The organism is Stenotrophomonas sp. 24(2023) (assembly GCF_030913365.1).
Classification (GTDB): Bacteria; Pseudomonadota; Gammaproteobacteria; order Xanthomonadales; family Xanthomonadaceae; genus Stenotrophomonas.
The window spans coordinates 4,365,265-4,382,740 of record NZ_CP133160.1 but is presented as its reverse complement, the minus strand read 5'-3'; the positions used below and the strand labels follow the sequence as shown (position 1 = coordinate 4,382,740).

The 17,476-nt window shown below is 69.7% G+C and carries 18 protein-coding genes; 14 read left to right on the top strand and 4 right to left on the bottom strand.

What is annotated here, in order from left to right; genetic code table 11:
• Nucleotides 1-6 precede the first annotated feature (6 nt).
• The 4 genes from Q9R17_RS19920 to Q9R17_RS19905 all read right to left on the bottom strand — a co-directional run bounded on the left by Q9R17_RS19920 (nt 7) and on the right by Q9R17_RS19905 (nt 3,143).
• Nucleotides 7-1,527: a sulfite reductase flavoprotein subunit alpha gene (locus Q9R17_RS19920; RefSeq protein ID WP_308156310.1), complete on the bottom strand. Its 1,521-nt coding sequence runs from the start codon at nt 1,525-1,527 to the stop codon at nt 7-9.
• Entirely contained in the window at nt 1,524-1,952 is a 429-nt protein-coding gene (locus Q9R17_RS19915; protein WP_308156309.1) for a PAS domain-containing protein, read from the bottom strand. The genes Q9R17_RS19920 and Q9R17_RS19915 overlap by 4 nt, the downstream gene beginning before the upstream one ends.
• 139 nt (nt 1,953-2,091) lie before the next feature.
• Nucleotides 2,092-2,409, bottom strand: coding sequence for an AzlD family protein (locus Q9R17_RS19910; protein WP_308156308.1), 318 nt, complete (start codon nt 2,407-2,409; stop codon nt 2,092-2,094).
• Nucleotides 2,409-3,143: an AzlC family ABC transporter permease gene (locus Q9R17_RS19905; protein ID WP_308156307.1), complete on the bottom strand. Its 735-nt coding sequence runs from the start codon at nt 3,141-3,143 to the stop codon at nt 2,409-2,411. The genes Q9R17_RS19910 and Q9R17_RS19905 overlap by 1 nt, the downstream gene beginning before the upstream one ends.
• Before the next feature lie 125 nt (nt 3,144-3,268).
• Here Q9R17_RS19905 and Q9R17_RS19900 point away from each other — a divergent pair, with 125 nt between their 5' ends.
• From Q9R17_RS19900 to Q9R17_RS19835, 14 genes are all read left to right on the top strand, one after another.
• Nucleotides 3,269-3,733, top strand: coding sequence for an Lrp/AsnC family transcriptional regulator (locus Q9R17_RS19900; RefSeq protein WP_308156306.1), 465 nt, complete (start codon nt 3,269-3,271; stop codon nt 3,731-3,733).
• Between the two features lie 222 nt (nt 3,734-3,955).
• On the top strand, nt 3,956-4,639 hold the full coding sequence (locus Q9R17_RS19895; protein WP_308156305.1) for an STN domain-containing protein: 684 nt from the start codon (nt 3,956-3,958) through the stop codon (nt 4,637-4,639).
• Nucleotides 4,640-4,655: 16 nt separating this feature from the next.
• Complete coding sequence (locus Q9R17_RS19890; RefSeq protein WP_308156304.1) at nt 4,656-5,186, top strand: sigma-70 family RNA polymerase sigma factor; 531 nt, start codon at nt 4,656-4,658, stop codon at nt 5,184-5,186.
• Nucleotides 5,187-5,255: 69 nt separating this feature from the next.
• Nucleotides 5,256-6,227, top strand: coding sequence for a DUF4880 domain-containing protein (locus Q9R17_RS19885; protein ID WP_308156303.1), 972 nt, complete (start codon nt 5,256-5,258; stop codon nt 6,225-6,227).
• A gap of 57 nt (nt 6,228-6,284) precedes the next feature.
• Nucleotides 6,285-6,845 (top strand): hypothetical protein, encoded by a 561-nt coding sequence (locus tag Q9R17_RS19880; protein WP_308156302.1) that lies wholly within the window; start codon nt 6,285-6,287, stop codon nt 6,843-6,845.
• A gap of 117 nt (nt 6,846-6,962) precedes the next feature.
• Nucleotides 6,963-7,550, top strand: a complete 588-nt coding sequence (locus Q9R17_RS19875) for a hypothetical protein (RefSeq protein ID WP_308156301.1) — start codon at nt 6,963-6,965, stop codon at nt 7,548-7,550.
• A 57-nt stretch (nt 7,551-7,607) separates the two neighbouring features.
• On the top strand, nt 7,608-8,045 hold the full coding sequence (gene gspG / locus Q9R17_RS19870) for a type II secretion system major pseudopilin GspG (protein ID WP_308156300.1): 438 nt from the start codon (nt 7,608-7,610) through the stop codon (nt 8,043-8,045).
• 9 nt (nt 8,046-8,054) lie between these two features.
• The gene (gspK, locus tag Q9R17_RS19865) at nt 8,055-8,960 is read left to right on the top strand and encodes a type II secretion system minor pseudopilin GspK (protein WP_308156299.1); all 906 of its coding nucleotides are present in this window, start codon (nt 8,055-8,057) and stop codon (nt 8,958-8,960) included.
• Entirely contained in the window at nt 8,957-10,123 is a 1,167-nt protein-coding gene (gene gspL / locus Q9R17_RS19860; RefSeq protein WP_308156298.1) for a type II secretion system protein GspL, read from the top strand. Before gspK ends, gspL begins: the two co-directional genes overlap by 4 nt.
• A complete protein-coding gene (gene gspM, locus Q9R17_RS19855) occupies nt 10,120-10,671 on the top strand; it encodes a type II secretion system protein GspM (RefSeq protein WP_308156297.1) in 552 nt (183 codons plus the stop codon). The genes gspL and gspM overlap by 4 nt, the downstream gene beginning before the upstream one ends.
• Entirely contained in the window at nt 10,668-13,025 is a 2,358-nt protein-coding gene (gene gspD, locus Q9R17_RS19850) for a type II secretion system secretin GspD (RefSeq protein WP_308156296.1), read from the top strand. Before gspM ends, gspD begins: the two co-directional genes overlap by 4 nt.
• The gene (gene gspE / locus Q9R17_RS19845) at nt 13,022-14,464 is read left to right on the top strand and encodes a type II secretion system ATPase GspE (protein WP_308156295.1); all 1,443 of its coding nucleotides are present in this window, start codon (nt 13,022-13,024) and stop codon (nt 14,462-14,464) included. Before gspD ends, gspE begins: the two co-directional genes overlap by 4 nt.
• Nucleotides 14,465-14,469: 5 nt before the next feature.
• Nucleotides 14,470-15,669 (top strand): type II secretion system inner membrane protein GspF, encoded by a 1,200-nt coding sequence (gspF, locus tag Q9R17_RS19840; RefSeq protein ID WP_308156294.1) that lies wholly within the window; start codon nt 14,470-14,472, stop codon nt 15,667-15,669.
• Nucleotides 15,670-16,299: 630 nt separating this feature from the next.
• Nucleotides 16,300-17,475 carry a substrate-binding domain-containing protein gene (locus tag Q9R17_RS19835; RefSeq protein WP_308156293.1) on the top strand — a complete coding sequence of 392 codons (1,176 nt, stop codon included), beginning with the start codon at nt 16,300-16,302 and terminating at the stop codon, nt 17,473-17,475.
• The last annotated feature ends 1 nt before the right edge of the window (nt 17,476 follow it).

The following is a 17,476-nucleotide window of genomic DNA, read 5'->3' as shown; positions in this document are numbered from 1 at the left end:
GGCGGGTCAGTACAGCTCGCAGTGCAGTCGGTTTTCGTTACGCAGGCGGGCCCAGCAGTCCTCACCGGTGATGGCATCGATGGCGCTGCGCACGGCGTTTTCCAGATGCGCCTTGTTGCCGCACAGGTAGACGTGCCCGCCACGATCCAGCAGGTGGCGCACGTCGTGGTGGCGTTGCTGCAGCACATCCTGCACGTAGACCTTGTCGGCGCCGTCGCGGGAAAACGCGGTGTGCAGGCCGGTGATCAGGCCGCTGGCCTGCCAGTCCTGCAGGTGCTGCTGATACAGGAAATCCTGCGCGCGGTGCTTTTCGCCGAACACCAGCTGTACCTCGCGGCGGCTGCCGGTGGCCTGCAGTTCCTGCAGCAATCCCATCAGCGGGGCGATGCCGGTCCCGGTGCCCACCATCAGCAGAGGTGCGCGTGCATCACCGGGCAGATGGAAACCGGGGTTGGCGCGGCAGTACACCCGGGCGGTGTCGGCCCCGTGCAGCAGGCTGCCGGTGGCGGTGCCGACACGCTCCCGGCCGCGCAGGGTATAGCGCACTTCGCGCACGCACAGGTCCAGGGTCTGGCCGTGCGGGTGCGAAGCGATGGAATAGGCGCGTGGCAGGCAGGGGGAGAGCAGCCCCGCCAGGGTGGCCAGCGGTACGTTGTCCGGCGTGGCGTGGTCCTGCAGCACATCCAGCAGGTCCAGGCCGTGCAGGTAGGCATCCAGTTCGGGTTTCCGGCTGATCTTCAGCAGGCCCTTCAATGCCTCGCTGCCACTGAGGCGGGCCAGTTCACGCAGCACGCCCTTGCCGGGCAGCCGCAGTTCGCGGTCGTGCAGGGCGGTGACGGCCGCAGGGTCGCCGTACCAGTGGGCCAGTGCCTGCAGCAGGGCCGGATCGTTGTCCGGCACCACGTGCAGGGTGTCGCCGGCGCGGTAAGCCATGCCGCTGCCGCTGATGTCCAGCTGCACGTGCCACGCCGCGGGGTGGCTGCGGGACAGGCGTTGGCACGCCACGATGCGGGCCGGGAAGGCGGCGTCCTGGTGGTAGGCGGTGACCTGCAGGCGCAGGTGTTGCCCTGCGCGGGCATCACCGGACAGCACCTGCGCCAGTACCGGTTGCCATTGGCGGTAGAACGGTTCGTAGCCCAGGTCGGCATCCACGCGCTGCAGCAAGGGGTGCGCCTGGCGTTCAAGCAGTGCAGCGTCCAGCGCCTTGGTGAAGCCGCAGAAACGCGGGTAGCCGGTGTCACCCAGGCCGAACACCGCATAGCGCAGGCCGGGCAGCGCGGGCTGTGCCTGCAGGCGCGCGAAGAAGCGTTCGCCATTGGCCGGCGGTTCGCCATCACCAAACGAGCTGGACACCGCCAGCAGCACGTCGCCGTGGCCGAGGCTGGCCACGTCGATCGCATTGAACGGCAGCACCTGCGGCGCGTGCGGCTGCAGGTCCGCGCCCAGGCGCTCGGCCAGCGCCTGGGCATTGCCCGATTCGGAGGCAAAGCCCACCAGCAGCCGGGTGATCGGGGCAGGGATGTTCACGCGGCCTCGTAGGCGTCGTCGAAGGCGTCCTTGCAGAATTCGACCCGCTCGAAGTCCTGCATCAGGTCGTTCACCACGCGGCGGATGCTGATGTACCCGGTGATCCCGCCATGGGCGTCGAACAGCGGCTGCACGGTGGTATCGACCACGTACAGCACGCCGCCCTTGCCGAGGTTGGGCACGATGCCGGTCCAGATGTTGCCGGCCTTGATGGTGTCCCACATGTCCTTGTAGACGGCCTTGGGTACGTCCGGGTGGCGCACCATGCTGTGCGGCTGGCCGATCAGCTCTTCGCGGGCGAAGCCGGTGAGCGTGCAGAACAGGTCGTTGGCATAGGTGATGTTGCCCTGCAGGTCGGTGGTGGAAATCACCATGACGTTCTGCAGGGCATCGAGCAGCTGCTGGTTGTCGGGGGTGTAGGTCATCGCAGGGTCCTCGTGGGGCCGGCCGGGCCGGCGCAGTGGGTTCCTGCATAGAAATACGCGCCCCGGGCGGGGGCAGGCTTGACGTGGGTCAAGCGCCTGCCGCGCCGGCCTGCGACCGGGTGTCGCAGGGCTGCGCGCGTCAGCCCATGGCGGCGCGCAGCACCGCTGCCGACGCCACGCCGATCAGTACCGTGGGCAGCATCGAGAGGCGGCTGGCCGCGGCCAGGGTGATGGCCAGCGCGATGAGGTCGGCAGGGCGGTCGGCCACGAAATCCGGCGCGATCACCGCGATCAGCACGCAACCGGGGGCGGCTTCCATCACGCTGACCGCGCGGCGGCTGAGGGTGCGGTTGCGCAGGGCCAGGAAGCCGATGATGCGGGTGAGGTAGGTGACCACCGCCATGCCGAGGATGGCCAGCAATGAGCTCCAGTGGATCAGGTCGTGCGGCGCGGGCATCAGGCGTCCCTCCCGGCCAGCAGCCATGCTGCCGCCAGGCCGGCCACGGCACCGGTGGCCACGTACCAGGCACCGGGCACCAGCAGGGAGGTGGCGGCGGCCACCACCAGGCTCACCAGCCAGGGCCGCGCGGCGCGCAGCCCCTGCCACATGCCCCGCAGCAGCACCAGGAACACGGCCGGGAAGGCCATGTCGAACCCGTAGGCATGCACATCGCCCAGCAACGGCCCGGCCAGCGCGCCCAGCGTGGTGCACAGCACCCAGATGACATACAGCCCGGCCGATACGCCGACGTAGTAGGGCAGGCTGAAGCCAAGCGCACGGCGGCGGGCATCGGCCACGCCCAGTGCCCAGCTCTCATCGCACATGAAGAACAACGCGGGCAGCACGCGCCGGCGCGGCAGGTGCTGCAGCAAGGGCGCCAGGCTGGCCCCCATCAGCAGGTGGCGACTGTTGACCAGCGCGGTGACGGCCACGATCAGCGCGATGTGCGGCGGTGAGGTCCACAGCTCCACCGCCGCGAATTCCGAGCCGCCGGCGAAGTTCAGGCCGGTCATCAGCGGCACTTCCAGGGCGGACAGGCCCTGCTGCGCGGCCTGCGCGCCCAGCACCAGGGCGAAGGGGATGAAGCCGATCATCACCGGCACGCCCGCGCGCAGGCCGCGCAGGAACTCGCTGCCGGTGGTGTCGTCCTGGCCGAGCAGGGGCGGTGAAAGCGGGGTACGGGCGTCCATGGGGCGTGAGCGTAGGGGGGGACGACCATGGTAGGCGGCGATCGCCAGAATCGGGTTGCGTTGATGCGGCATGCGCGCGACTATCTGGAATCCTGTTGCGCCCTTGGCAGAAAAGCTGAAATACGATGCAATCGCCCCTGGATAACCTGGACCGCCGCATCCTCGATGCCCTGCAGGGCGATGGCCGCCTGCAGAACCTGGAGCTGGCGCGGCGGGTCGGCCTGTCCGCATCCGCTTGTCTGCGCCGGGTGCGGCTGCTGGAGGAGGCCGGCTACATCGACCGCTACGTGGCCCTGCTGAACCCGGCCAAGGTGGGGCGCGGGTTCACGGTGTTCGTGCGGGTGTGGCTGCGCGGGCAGGACGAAGACACCACCAACCACTTCATCGACAGCGTGAAAATCCTGCCGGAAGTGCTGGAATGCCACCTGATGGCCGGCGACTGCGATTTCCTGCTGCGGGTGGCCGTGGCCGACCTGGATGCCTACCGGCAGTTCCAGATCCAGCACCTGAACCGCATTGCCGGGGTGCAGAACACCAAGACCGACATTCCGATGCAGCGGATCAAGCAGACCACCCGGTTGCCCCTGTAGACCCACGCCATGCGTGGAAGGCTTCCCCGATCGGCCTCTCCGGTAGATCCACGCCTTGCGCGGATGCGCCTGCCTTGATCCAGCCGCCTGAACAGGCCCCGGTCATCGCAATGACATGTGACGCAGTTACGGTCTGAACCCGCTTGCCAGTACCGGGCAGCGCGGCCGCTGGGCCGGCGCCGACCCGGGGCTGCCGCAGCTGCAGTCGCTGCCGAGGGTCACGTGTTCAACGTCAGGGGGCTGGATGGACACCACACGCGCAGGTCATGGAGGACGGCCATCGCCGCATGGCTGCTGCTGTGCTGTGCCGCCGTGCATGGCCAGGACGATGCACCCCGCCGTTTCGACCTTCCCGCGCAGCCGCTGGAACAGGCGGTGGAGCGCTTCAGTGTCATCAGCGGGTGGTCGGTGATGTACCGCGGCGAACTGGCCGCTGGCCGCACCAGCCAGCCCGTGCAGGACACCCTGCCGCCGGCGCAGGCGCTGCAGGCATTGCTGGCCGGTACCGGGCTGGACATTGCCATGGCCGGCCCGCAGCGTGCGGTGCTGCACCCCGCAGGGGCGATGGTGGACCCCCGGGATGCGCCGCTGGCGCCGCTGCCTGACAGGGAGCGCCAGCGCCGTTACGGGCAGCTGCAGCAGCAGCTGCGCACGGCGTTCTGCGGTGATCCGATGCTGGCCCCGGGCCGCTATGCCGCCACGTTGGCGTTCCAGGTGGACGCGCGGGGCCAGGTGCAGGCCGTTGAACTGCATGAAGGCACCGGCGACCCCGGCCGCGATGCGCGGCTGCGCGCGGCGCTGCTGGCCCTGCCGCTGGGCACCGATGCCGCCGCGCTGCCGCAGCCGGTGCTGCTGCACATCCAACCACGGGCAGGGCGCCATGAGTGCGCCGCCGACCGACCCTGACATCAAGGATCCGATCATGAACAACAGCACGGCTGGCGCAGTGGACCTGATGGATTACCTGCTGGGCACCTATGACGACCTCAAACGGCGCCTGGTGCGCCGCCTGGGCTCGGAGGACCTGGCCGGCGATGCACTGCAGGACACCTGGATGCGCCTGAGCGCGCGCCGTGACCGGCTCGACCCGGTGCAGAACCCGGCCGCCTACCTGCTGCGCATGGCGATGAACACGGTGGTGGACCGCCAGCGTGCCGACCACCGCCTGCTGAGCGTGGAGGAGGTGGATGCCCTGATGGACCTGGCCGATCCGGGCCCGGGCCCGGCGCAGGTAGCCGAGCAGGATTTCGCGCTGGAGGAAATGGTGGGCCTGCTGCAGCGCATGCCCGAGCGGCGCCGGGGCATCCTGCTGGCGATCCGGGTCGATGGCCTGCAGCAGCGTGATGTTGCCGACCAGCTGGGCGTCTCGCTGCGGCTGGTGCAACGTGAACTGAAGGCGGCGCAGGAATACCTGGCCGCGCGCAGTGGCCAGGGGAGCCCGGTGCGGTTCTGAGCCGCGTCATCCGTCTACACTTTGACGCCGAGCAGAACCCCGCAGCGTGCGGGGACGGCATGAGCCCCCATGGATGCTGATTCCACACCGCACCGCCCGGTCGACGCCGTCGAGCGCCAGGCGCACGCGTGGCTGGTGCGGCTGACGTCCGGCGAGGCGACGGCGGCCGAGGGCGAGCAGTTCCGCCGCTGGTGCGCGGCCGATCCGGCCCATCGCGCGGCCTTCGCACAGGCCCGGCAGCAATGGGAACAGATCCGCCTCGCGGGGCAGTCACTGCCTTCCCGGCAGTTGCAGGTGGACACCCGCCGCCGCTGGACGCGGCGGGCCTTCCTGGGCGCAGCGGTGGCGGCCCCGGCCAGCCTGGCGGTGGTGGCGGCAGTGCACCCGCCGCTGGGGCTGTGGCCGCCGGTATCGGCGATGGTGGCGGATTTCCATACCGGCACGGGGCAACGCCTGCGCGTCGCACCGGCCCCGCAGGTGCAGATCGAGCTGGACACCCAGACCAGCCTGCGCCGGCGTACCGACACGCTGGGTGCGGCGTTCGAACTGGTGCAGGGGCAGGCGGCGGTGCTGGCCGGGGGTGGCACGCGGCTGGCGCTGTATGCAGGCGCGGGCTGCGTGGTGGCCGATGAGGGCCCGGCCTGGCTGGATGCGCGCAACACCGATGGCCGGGTGCGGGTGACCTGCCTGCGTGGCAGCGTGCGCATCGAGCACCCGCAGGGCCGGTTGCAGCTGCAGGCCGGGCAGCAGACCCGCTACGACGACCGCCTCAGCGGCGTGGTGTCCGAAGCGGTGGCCGCCGAAGTGAACGCGTGGACCGAGGGCATGCTGGTATTCCGCCGCGCACCGCTGGCCGAGGTGGTGGCTGAACTGAACCGCTACCGGCGTGGCCGGGTGCTGCTGGGCAGCCCGGCACTGGCACGCGAGCCGGTCAGTGGCCGGTTCCGCATCGACGATCCCGATGCCGCGCTGGAGCAGCTGCGGCAGACGTTGTCGCTGGGGCTGCGTCGCTATCCCGGGCGCATTGCCGTCATTGGGTAGGGCGTTGCCGCGCAGACCGCGCGGGGCGTGACCACTGCGAAGGGGAGACAGCCAGGGATGCGCAACGAGACCGTCGGCGTGCTGGACCTGCGGCGCAATCTGTCCGCATTGCTGGAAACCACACAGCGCCGCCCATTGATGGTGCACCGCTATGGATCGCCCTGGGTGTGCGTGGTGTCCGATGCCTATTGGCAGCGGCATGCCGCGCTGCTGGCATTCGACCCGCTCTCGCACCCGCTGGCCATGCTGCTGCGCCTGCAGCGGCACTGGCTGCCGCTGCAGGAGTCTGGCATGGCCGACGGACTGGGCCCGGCGCAGGTGGCGCGGGCCCTGCTGCTGCAGGCGATGCATGCGCTGGGGGGCATGCACGCGTTGCATGACCAGGTACGCCATCATCGGCTGTGGCACTGGTTTGTGGCCGGTGGCCACGACGTGATCGAGGCATGGCGGCTGCCGGCCCTGCGTGCCGGCCTGCAGGCGTTGCTGGATGACACCGGCGCACGTGACGCGCTGCTGATGTTCGCGCAGCGCGATGATGTGGCCGTGCTGGCCCGCCGCTGTGGTGGTCTGCCGCCCCACATCGATGCCGATGCTTGCAGGCGCATGACCATGGCGTGACCACGGCGCGATCCTGCGCACCCGCGCACAGCCTGGTGCAGCCGCTGTCGTGTCCTTGCCACTGCGTGCGTCTTCTGCACAGAAGGCGCGCGTTGCGCCACGGAGCAGGCGCCAGCGATGAGCGAAAGCCGCCGGATCACCATGCTGGATCTGGACCGCCACTTGAGCCAGGCCCTGGAACAGGCGCGGCATGCACCGTTGAGCGTGCAGCGCTATGGCCAGCGCTGGGTATGGATGGTGTCGAGCACGGCATGGGCCGATGCGGTGCGCTGGGGGGCGCTGGATGCCGCCGCGCATCCGCTGCTGCAGCTGCGCCACGCGCTGGATCTGCAGCTGCGCGCGTGGCCGGAGGCGGTGATGGCCGCACTGCGGGTGGACGCCAGCAGCGTACGCGAGCAGCAGCGTGCCGCACTGCTGGTGGCCGCCTATGCGCCGTGCAGTGCGCAGCGTCTGCATGACGATCTGCATTACCAGCAGGTGTACCGGCAGTTCATCGGCCTGGATGCAGGCAGTGTCTGGCCGCTGCAGGACTGTGCGCGGATGCTGGCCGCCTGTGGCTCGGCCATGGTGCAGGCCACGCTGGCGGATGCGGTGGCGACGCTGCCGCGGGCGCTGCTGGCCGCTGCCTGCGTGCAGGGCAGCGTGCTGCTGCATGCGCACGATGGCATGCCGCAGCAGATTGAAGGGTCTTGTTTATCGTACTGACACATGCACCGCTGACGATGGTGCAGCGGTCTCTTCCAGGATGACGAGGGCGGAACCATGCGTAGGCAGCATCGCGGTCGCAACAATCGGCAACAGGGCTTCAGCCTGATCGAGATCATGGTGGTGGTGGTGATCATCGGCATTCTGGCGGCGTTGATCGTGCCGCGGCTGATGGACCGGCCCGACCAGGCGCGTGCCGTGGCGGCGCGCCAGGACATCGCTGCGCTGATGCAGGCCTTGAAGCTGTATCGGCTGGACAATGGCCGCTACCCGAGTGCCGGACAGGGCCTGCAGGCACTGGTCAAGCCGCCGCAGGGCAGTGGTGCGGTGCCGGTGACGCCCTACCTGGAGCGCCTGCCCAACGATCCATGGGGGCACCCGTACCAGTACCAGAACCCGGGCAAGCACGGTGATATCGACGTGTTTTCGCTGGGAGCGGACAGCGCGCCCGGCGGTGATGCCGGCAATGCGGACATCGGTTCCTGGCAGCTCTGAGGCAGGCCGATGCCTTCGCATGCGTGCAGGTCCCTGCGCGGCCGCCAGCGCGGCATGGCGGTGATCGTGGCGATGCTGGTGGTGGCGATCGTGGCCGTGATGGCTGCCGCGCTGCTGACCCGGCAGGCCGCTGCGCTACGGACGTTGCGCAGCGAGCAGCTGCGTGCGCAGGTGGACATGGCCGTGGATGCGGCCCTTGAACAGGCCGGTGTGCAGCTGCGCGAGGATGCGCGCGGGCAGCTGGCCACCGTGCTGCAGGGGCGGTGGGCGCAGCCCCTGCAGCTGCAGGCACCGCTGCCGGTACGGCTGCAGCTGGTGGATGCACAGGGCCTGTTCAACCTGCGCAACCTGCTGAAGGACGGCCGTCCCGATGGGGCTGCCGGGCAGGCCTTCCAGCAGTTGTGCAACGCCCAGGGCCTGGCGCCTGGCGAATGCGGGCAGGCGCAGGCGTTCCTGCAGGCGCGCCTGCGCGATGGCGAGCGCGCGGCGCTGGCCCCCCTGCCGCGTGAGGAGGCGCTGGCACTGGCACTGCCCGGCAGTGACCCTGCTGCGGTCCTGGCCCTGGCACGGCGCACGGTGGTGCTGCCGGCACACACCCTCATCAATGCCAATACCAGTGATGTCAGCCTCCTGCAGGCCAGTGCGGCCGGGATCGCGCCGGCACGGGTGAAGGCCCTGCTGGATGAGCGCGACCAGGGGCGCTGGTTCGCCAACCGGGGTGACATCGCCAACCGCCTGCGCCTGACCGATCTGCAGATGGAGCGGGTGCCGTGGGGCATCCACAGCGAATGGTTCCTGGCCGTGGGCGAAGTGCAGGCCGATGCACGCCGCGTGGATTTCCGTGCGCTGATCTGGCGCGAATACCGTGATGACGAGGTGCGCGTGCAACGGGTGTGGACGAGGGTAGGCGCATGAAGGCGCACCTGCGGTTGCAGCTGCCGCCGTTGCAGCGGCTGCGCGGCGAGGCATGGGTGGACTGGGCGTGGCTGGAACGCGGCCAGGTAGTGGCGCACGGGCATGATCCGCTGGTGGTGCTGGGGGCACGCCACCCGGATGCACCGGTGCTGGCCGGCCTGGATGCGCAGGACCTGATCCTGCTGGAACTGCAGCTGCCCCCCCTGCCGGCCCGGCGCCTGCCGGCGGCGCTGCAGGGGGAGGTGGAAGCCCTGTTGCTGGATGACCTGCACGACGTGGTTCTGGGACACGGGCCGCAGGGCGCCGATGGCGTAGTGCCGGTGGCATGGCTGGGCGTTGCGGCACTGGAGCAGCTGGTGACCGCATTGGCGGCGTGCCAGCTTCGCCTCCACGCGCTTTACCCAACCCCGCTGCTGCTGCCATGGCAGGAAGGCGTTGCAACGGTGCAGGCCAGCGGTGACCACGTGGTGGTGCGCAGCGGTCGCGACCGTGGGTTCGTGCTGTGGCGTGCAGCCACCGGGCCGGGCGAGCGTTGGGAGGCGCTGTCGGCCCGGCTGCGCGCGGTGGGAATGGAGACGGTGCAATGGCTGGATGCGGTACCTGCTGACTGGCCTGTCGTGCTGCGCGCACAGGCCGTATCTCCTGCGGCACAGTGGACGGGCCCGTTGCCGGGATGGTCGTTGCCGCTGCCGGCGGCACGCAGGCGTTTTCCGCGGCTGGCGTTGGGGCTGGCAGCGGCGGCGCTGCTGCTGCTCGCGCTGGGCCTGCAGGTCCAGGCGCTGCAATGGCGCAGCCAGGGCCAGGCGTTGCAGCGCGATCTGCAGGCGCAGCTGCGCGCAGGTTTTCCGGGTATTGGCGAGATCGTCGATCCGGTACAGCAGGCACGCCGTGCACTGGCCACGCCGGTGGCCCCGGCGGCACTGCCCGAAGTACAGCAGCTGGTGGCGGCCACGCTGCAGGCGGTGCCCGAGCTGGGGGGACAGGTGCGTGGCCTGCGCTACCAGCCGGGCGAGGTGGAACTGGAACTGGACAGCGCTGTGCATCCGCTGCTGGAGGATGAGCAGCGGATGGGGCAATGGCAACAGGCCCTGCAGGCGCATGGCCTGCGCTTGGCGATGGCCCACGCCGGGACCGTGCGTGTGCACGGCGGGGCACCGCCATGACCGCCGACGCACGGGGCAGCACCGCGGGCGCCGCGCGGCGGCCGGTGCTTGCCGCAGTGCGGGTCCGCTGGAACGGGCTGGCCGCGCGTGAGCGTGCTTTCCTGGCGGTGATGCTGCTGGCGCTGGCCGCGACGGCGGCATGGCTGCTGTGGTTGGAGCCGCTGCTGGTACTGCGCGCGCGCTGGCAGGCTGAGCTGCCCCGGCTGCAGGCACAGGCACAGGCCCTGCAGCCACTGCTGCGGGCCCGCCAGGCACAGCAGGCCGCGGGCCAGGCGGTGCCCACCCCGGCCGCGGTGCGCCTGCAGCTGCAGGCAGCAGGGCTGCAACAACAGGTTCGGATCGAGGCGCGCGCGGGCCGTTGGCACCTGCAGGTGCAGGCGGTGCCCGCCGATGCGCTGTGGAACTGGTTGCTGCCGTTGCTGGCCGATCCGGCCGTGACGCTGCAGCAGCTGCAACTGCAACGGACGGGGGATGTGGACATGCCGGCGGCACGGATTTCAGGAACGATCGTACTGGCCATCGGCAGCGCCAAGGGCGGCGCGCCATGAGGCGCTGGCAGGGCCTGCTGGGCAGCACGCTGCTGGTGCTGTGCGTGGCCACCGCGCAGCTGCCGGCCGGTGCGCAGGCACCGCAGGGCACCGATGAACCGGTGCAGCTGAACCTGGTGGACACGGACATCGGCGGCGTGCTGCGCATGGCCGCACGCTTCACCGGCCGCCAGTTCCTGGTGGACCCGCGGGTGACCGGCAAGATGAGCGTGGTATCCGACGGGCCGGTCAGCCGCGTGCAGGCCTACCAGCTGCTGCTGGGCGCGCTGCGCATGCGTGGCTATGCGGTGGTGGAGTCCGGTGGGGTGAGCCGGGTGGTGCCGCAGGCCGATGCGAAACTGCTGGGGGGGCAGGTGGGCACCGGAGGGGCGGGCGGGGAGGTGGTGACGCGGACCTTCCCGCTGCGTTACGAGAATGCCGTCGCACTGGTGGCCGTGCTGCGGCCGATGATCGCCCCGGACAACCCGATCACCGCCAACCCGGGCAACAACACGCTGGTCATCACCGATTATGCGGACAACCTGGAGCGCATCGCGCGGGTGATCGCCAGCGTGGATACCCCGGCCGGCATGGATACCGATGTGGTGAAGCTGCAGCAGGGCATCGCGGTGGATGTGGCGGCCATGGTATCGCCGCTGCTGGATGCACAGGGCAGCGAGCCCACGCAGAAGGTGGTGGTGATGGCCGACCCACGCAGCAACAGCGTGCTGCTGCGCTCGAGCAGCCCGGGACGTACCCGGCTGGCGCGGCAGCTGGTGGAAAAGCTTGACCGCGCACAGGATGAATCGGGCAACCTGCACGTGGTGTACCTGCGCAACGCGCAGGCGGTGCAGCTGGCGGCGGTGCTGCGTGGCGTGGCGGCCGGGCAGACCGATGCCCCGGCGATGGGCAGCGCCCAGGGCAGCACGCCGGCGGTGGCCGAGGCCGCACGCAATGCGCCACCGGCGCAGGCCACCGCGCAGAAGGGCCGCACTGCGCTGGAATCGGTGCGGCTGGGCGATGGCAAGGAGGGCGACCGTGATCCCAATGGCGGCGGCTTCAGCCACAACGGGGTTTCGGTGCAGCCCGATGCAGCCACCAACACGTTGCTGGTGTCCGCCCCGGAGCCGGTGTACCGCACCCTGCGCCGGGTGATCGACCAGCTCGACCAGCGCCGCGCGCAGGTGCTGGTGGAAAGCCTGATCGTGGAAGTGACCCAGACCGACGCCGCCGAGCTGGGCGTGCAATGGATGCTGGGCAACGGGCGCACCTTCGGCGGCACCCATTTCGGTGGCAGCCGCCTGAACACCACCGCGCGCACCACGCTGGACGTGCTGCCGCGCGATGGCCTCAACGTGGGCATCATCGACGGCACCATCAACCTGCCCGGCGTCGGCCAGGTGCTGAACCTCAAGGCACTGGCCAATGCACTGCAGAGCAAGGGCGGCGCCAACATCCTGTCCACGCCGAACCTTATGACCCTGGACAACGAAGCGGCGAGCATCATGGTCGGGCAGACGGTGCCGTTCGTCAGCGGTCGTTACGTGACCGATGGCGGCGGCGGCAGCAACAACCCGTTCCAGACCATCGAGCGCGAGGACATCGGCCTGAAACTGAAGGTGCGCCCGCAGATTTCCGAAGGGGGCACGGTGAAGCTGGACATCTACCAGGAGGTCAGCAGCATCGATGCGGCCAATTCCAGTGCCAGCACCGGCATCATCACCAACAAGCGGGCGCTGGATACCAGCGTGCTGCTCGATGATGGCCAGATCATGGTGCTGGGCGGCCTGCTGGAAGACAGCGTGACCCACGGCCGTGATGCGGTGCCGGGACTGGGCAAGATCCCGCTGCTGGGGGCGTTGTTCCGCAGCGATACGCGCCGGCGCGGCAAGACCAACCTGATGGTGTTCCTGCGGCCACACGTGGTGCGCGACCCGGCCGCCGGGCAGCGCCTGACGCGCGACCGCTACGACTACATGCGCAGCGTGCAGTCCGGCGCGCAGCCGGTGGCGAGCTGGGCCCTGCCGGACATGAGCGCGCCGCTGCTGCCGCCACAGGACCTGCCGGTACTGGGCGATGGCGCCAGCCGCGGGGTGGCCGGGCAGGCGGTACAGGCCTCGGCCGTGACACTGCTGGCGGCTGCGGACAGTGCCGCGCAGCTGGTGCAGTTCGCGCAGGGGCTGGATGCCGCGCGGGCGGCGCAGGCGGTGGCACAGGTGCGTGCGCTGGGCCTGCCGGCCTACGCCGAAGCCATGCCCGATGGCGAGGGGCAGCGCCTGCGCGTGCGTCTGCCGCGTGAACCGGCCCGGCTCGACCCGGCGCTGCAGCAGCTGCGTGCGCTGGGGCACACGCCCGAACTGGTGATCGGGCCATGACCGTTCCGGGCCCGTTGCCGCGTCTACCGTATGCCTGGGTGCGCAGCCATGGCGTGCTGTTGGCCGAGCAGGATGGCCTGCCGACCCTGCTGGGGACGGCTGGAACACCGGCGTGGGCCGTGGCCGAGCTGCGCCGCCGGCATGGCCCGCTGCCGTTCCGGGCGCTGGACGCCGCGCAATGGCAACAGCAGCTGGGCGAACAGTACCGTGATGGCGGTGATGCGGCAGCGGTGGTGGGCGCCGCTGAAAGCGAGGTCGATCTGGACCGGCTGATGCAGGACATGCCGGAGGTCACCGACCTGCTGGACACGCAGGATGACGCGCCGGTGATCCGCATGATCAACGCGCTGCTGGCACAGGCCGCCCGCGATGGCGCCAGCGATCTGCATATCGAACCGTTCGAGGCCCACTCGGTGGTGCGCTACCGGGTGGACGGCACGCTGCGTGACCTGGTGCAGCCGCGGCGGGCACTGCATGCCGCACTGGTGTCGCGCATCAAGATCATGGCCCACCTGGACATCGCCGAGAAGCGCCTGCCGCAGGATGGGCGCATCGCGCTGCGTGTCGGCGGGCGGCCGCTGGACATCCGCGTGTCCACCGTGCCGACCGGACATGGCGAACGCGCGGTGCTGCGCCTGCTGGAAAAGGATGCCGGTCGCCTGCAGCTGCAGCGGCTGGGCATGGCCGAGGACACCCTGGCCACGTTCACCGGGTTGATCCGCCAACCGCACGGCATCGTGCTGGTGACCGGGCCCACCGGCAGCGGCAAGACCACCTCGCTGTATGCCGCGCTGGGCCAGCTGGACAGCAACGGCAGCAACATCCTGACCGTGGAGGACCCGGTGGAATATGACTTCGCCGGCATCGGCCAGATCCAGGTGAACGCGCGCATCGGCATGACCTTCGCCACGGCGCTGCGCGCGATCCTGCGCCAGGACCCGGACACCATCATGATCGGCGAGATCCGTGACCTGGAAACCGCGCAGATTGCCGTGCAGTCGTCATTGACCGGCCACGGCGTGCTGGCGTCGCTGCACACCAACGACGCCATTTCCGCGGTGACCCGCCTGGCCGACATGGGCGTGGAACCCTTCCTGCTGGCGTCCTCGCTGCGCGGCGTGCTGGCACAGCGGCTGGTGCGGCGGTTGTGCGTGCACTGCCGCCGCGCGGAGCGGCAGGACGATGGCCGCACGCGGTGGTGCGCGGTGGGCTGCGCCGCCTGCGGGCACAGTGGCTACCGGGGCCGCACCGGCATCCATGAACTGTTCGTGGTCGATGACCGCGTGCGGGCCTTGATCCATGAAGGGGAGGGCGAGCCGGCCCTGCGCGACGCCGCACGGATGGCCGGCATGCGCAGCCTGCGCGAGGATGGCCAGCGCTGGGTGGACAGCGGCATCACCACGCAGGAGGAAATCCTGCGCGTGACCGGCGACGGCTGAAGGCAATGGCGCGCTTCGATTACCAGGCGGCCAACGCGCAGGGCCGTGTCGAGAAGGGCCAGCTGGATGCGGACAGCCCGCGCGGGGCGCGGCAGCTGCTGCGTGGGCGTGGTTTGACCCCGTTGCAGGTGGATGCGGTGCGGGCCACGACGACGGGCTGGGGCCAGCGGGCGCTGTCGGCCAGCGAACTGGCCTGGGCCACACGCCAGCTGGCCAGCCTGCTGGCGGCGCGGCTGCCGCTGGAAGCCGCACTGGGGGCGGTGATCGAACAGGCCGAGCGCCCGCATGTGGCGCAGGCATTGCGTGCGGTGCGCAGCGATGTACGCGCGGGCCAGCGGCTGACGGCAGCGCTGGCGGCGCGGCCGCGTGACTTCCCGGCGATCTACCGGGCGCTGGTGGGGGCCGGGGAGGATTCCGGAGACCTGGCCCGGGTGATGGAGCGCCTGGCCGACTACATCGAAGAACGCAATGCATTGCAGGCCAAGGTGCTGACGGCCTTCATCTACCCGGGGGCGATCAGCCTGGTATCGGTGGCCATCGTCATCTTCCTGTTGAGCTATGTGGTGCCGCAGGTGGTGACCGCGTTCGTGCAGGCACGGCAGACCCTGCCGCTGCTGACCCAGCTGATGCTGGCGGCCAGTGCTTTCGTGCGCCAGTGGGGCGTATGGGGGGCGCTGGCGCTGGCCGCGCTGGTGGTGGGGTGGCGGCTGGCGCTGCGCCGCGCAGACCTGCGCCTGCGCTGGGACGCGATGCTGCTTCGACTGCCGTTGCTGGGGCGCTTCGTGGTGGGCGTGAACAGTGCGCGCTTCGCGTCCACGCTGGCGATCCTGCTGGATGCCGGCGTGCCGTTGCTGCGCGCACTGGAGGCGGCGCGGCAGACGCTGGGCAACGCGATGCTGGCGCGCTGTGCCGACGACGTGGCCGCACGCGTGCGCGAAGGTGCCGCGCTGGGCGCGGCGCTGAAGGTGCAGAAGGTCTACCCGCCGATCCTGGTGCATCTGGTGGCCAGTGGTGAGAAGACCGGCACGCTGGCGCCGCTGCTGGACCGGGCCGCGCAGACGCTGTCGCGCGAGATCGAACGGCGCGCGATGGCGCTGACCGCGCTGCTGGAGCCGGCGATGATCCTGGTGATGGGCGGCGTGGTACTGACCATCGTGCTGGCGGTGCTGATGCCGATCATGGAAATGAACCAGCTGGTGCAGTAGATCCACGCCATGCGGGGATGCTCTTTGCGTGGCGCATGGCGTACCGGCGGTTCCATCCACGCATGGCGTGGATCTACGGAATGCCGTGGTCTGACGCGATGCATCGGCGGTGCCATCCACGCATGGCGTGGATCTACGGAATGTCGTGGTCGGTCGCGATGCATCGGCGGTTCCATCCACGCATGGCGTGGATCTACGGAATGCCGTGGTCCGTCGCGATGCATCGGTGGTTCCATCCACGCATGGCGTGGATCTACGGAATACCGCGGCCCGTCGCGATGCATCGGTGGTTCCATCCACGCATGGCGTGGATCTACGGAATGCCGCGGTCCGTCGCGGTGCATCGGTGGTTCCATCCACGGATGCCATCGCGCCGTTGTAGATCCACGCCATGCGTGGATGCATCTGCATGGCGCACCGATCACCCCACCCACGCGCGGCTTCTCCACACAATTCTCCACACCTTTGCACCGTTCTCCACACCTTTATTAAGCGCTTTGTCATGCCCATCACCGAGCATTTCACCGTCGTCGCAGAGTGGGCTGGGAGGCCCCCGGCGACAGCAGGCGTGAAGTGACCGTTCCTCCCGTGGTGTTTCACCTTCGCAGTAAACCCCTTCAGGAGAAGATCATGTACAAGTGCAAGACTCTGGCCGCGCTGGTTGCCACCGCGCTGCTCGCCACCGTCGGCGCCGCCTCGGCGCAGACCGCCGTCACCGGCGGCGGTGCCTCGCTGCCGGCCGATCTGTACAAGGGTTCGTCGGACAGCATCCTGCCGGCCAACTTCAGCTACGCCGTGACCGGTTCGGGCACGGGCAAGAAGGCCTTCCTGGAAAACAATGCGGCCCTGTTCTCGACCACCGGCACCGTGCACTTCGCCGGCAGCGACTCGGTCCTGAGCCTGACCGAACTGAACACCTACAACAGCACCTACAACGTCAGCGGCGATGCCAACCGCTACGGCCCGCTGATCCAGGTGCCGTCGGTGGCGACCTCGGTCACCATTCCGTTCAACAAGGCCGGTTCGGCTGTTGACCTGTCGGTCACCCAGATCTGCGGCATCTTCTCGGGCAAGATCACCAACTGGAACCAGGTCTCCTCCGACCGTACCGGCGCCATCCAGGTGGTGTACCGTCCGGAAAGCAGCGGCACCAGCGAACTGCTGACCCGCTTCCTGACGGCGGCCTGCCAGAACACCGATGTGGCCGGCACCACCCTGAAGCTGACCGGCGGCGTGCCGAAGTTCTCGGTGCAGTCGACCTTCGCCAACCTGTTCGTCAACAACACCGTGCCGGGCAACTTCCTGCAGGCCACCGCTACCGGCGGCACCGCGCTGTACAACACCGTGTACGCCGCCGACGGCCGTATCGGCTACGTCGGCCCGGACGTGATCCCGAGCCTGACCGACGCCACCAAGGTCGCCAAGGTCAAGGGCAAGTCGCCGGATGAAGTGAGCGTGCTGGCCACCCTGGATACCATCGACCCGCCGACCGGCGATGCAGCGCTGGATCCGGCCAACTGGGTGCCGGTGTTCGGCAACCCGAGCGAAGGCTACCCGATCGCCGGCTACACCAACCTGGTGCTGGGCCAGTGCTACAAGAACGCCACCGTTGCCAGCAACCTGCGTACCTTCCTGCTGAGCCACTACAGCAGCGCCGGCGGCAGCAACACGGCCATCCGTGCCCACGGCTTCATCCCGCTGACCCAGGCCTGGCGCGATGCCATCCGCAACCGCTTCGTGCTGGCTGGCAGCAGCGCGGGCCTGAACAACCCGGGCGCCTGCGGCAGCATCGGTCGTCCGCTGTAAG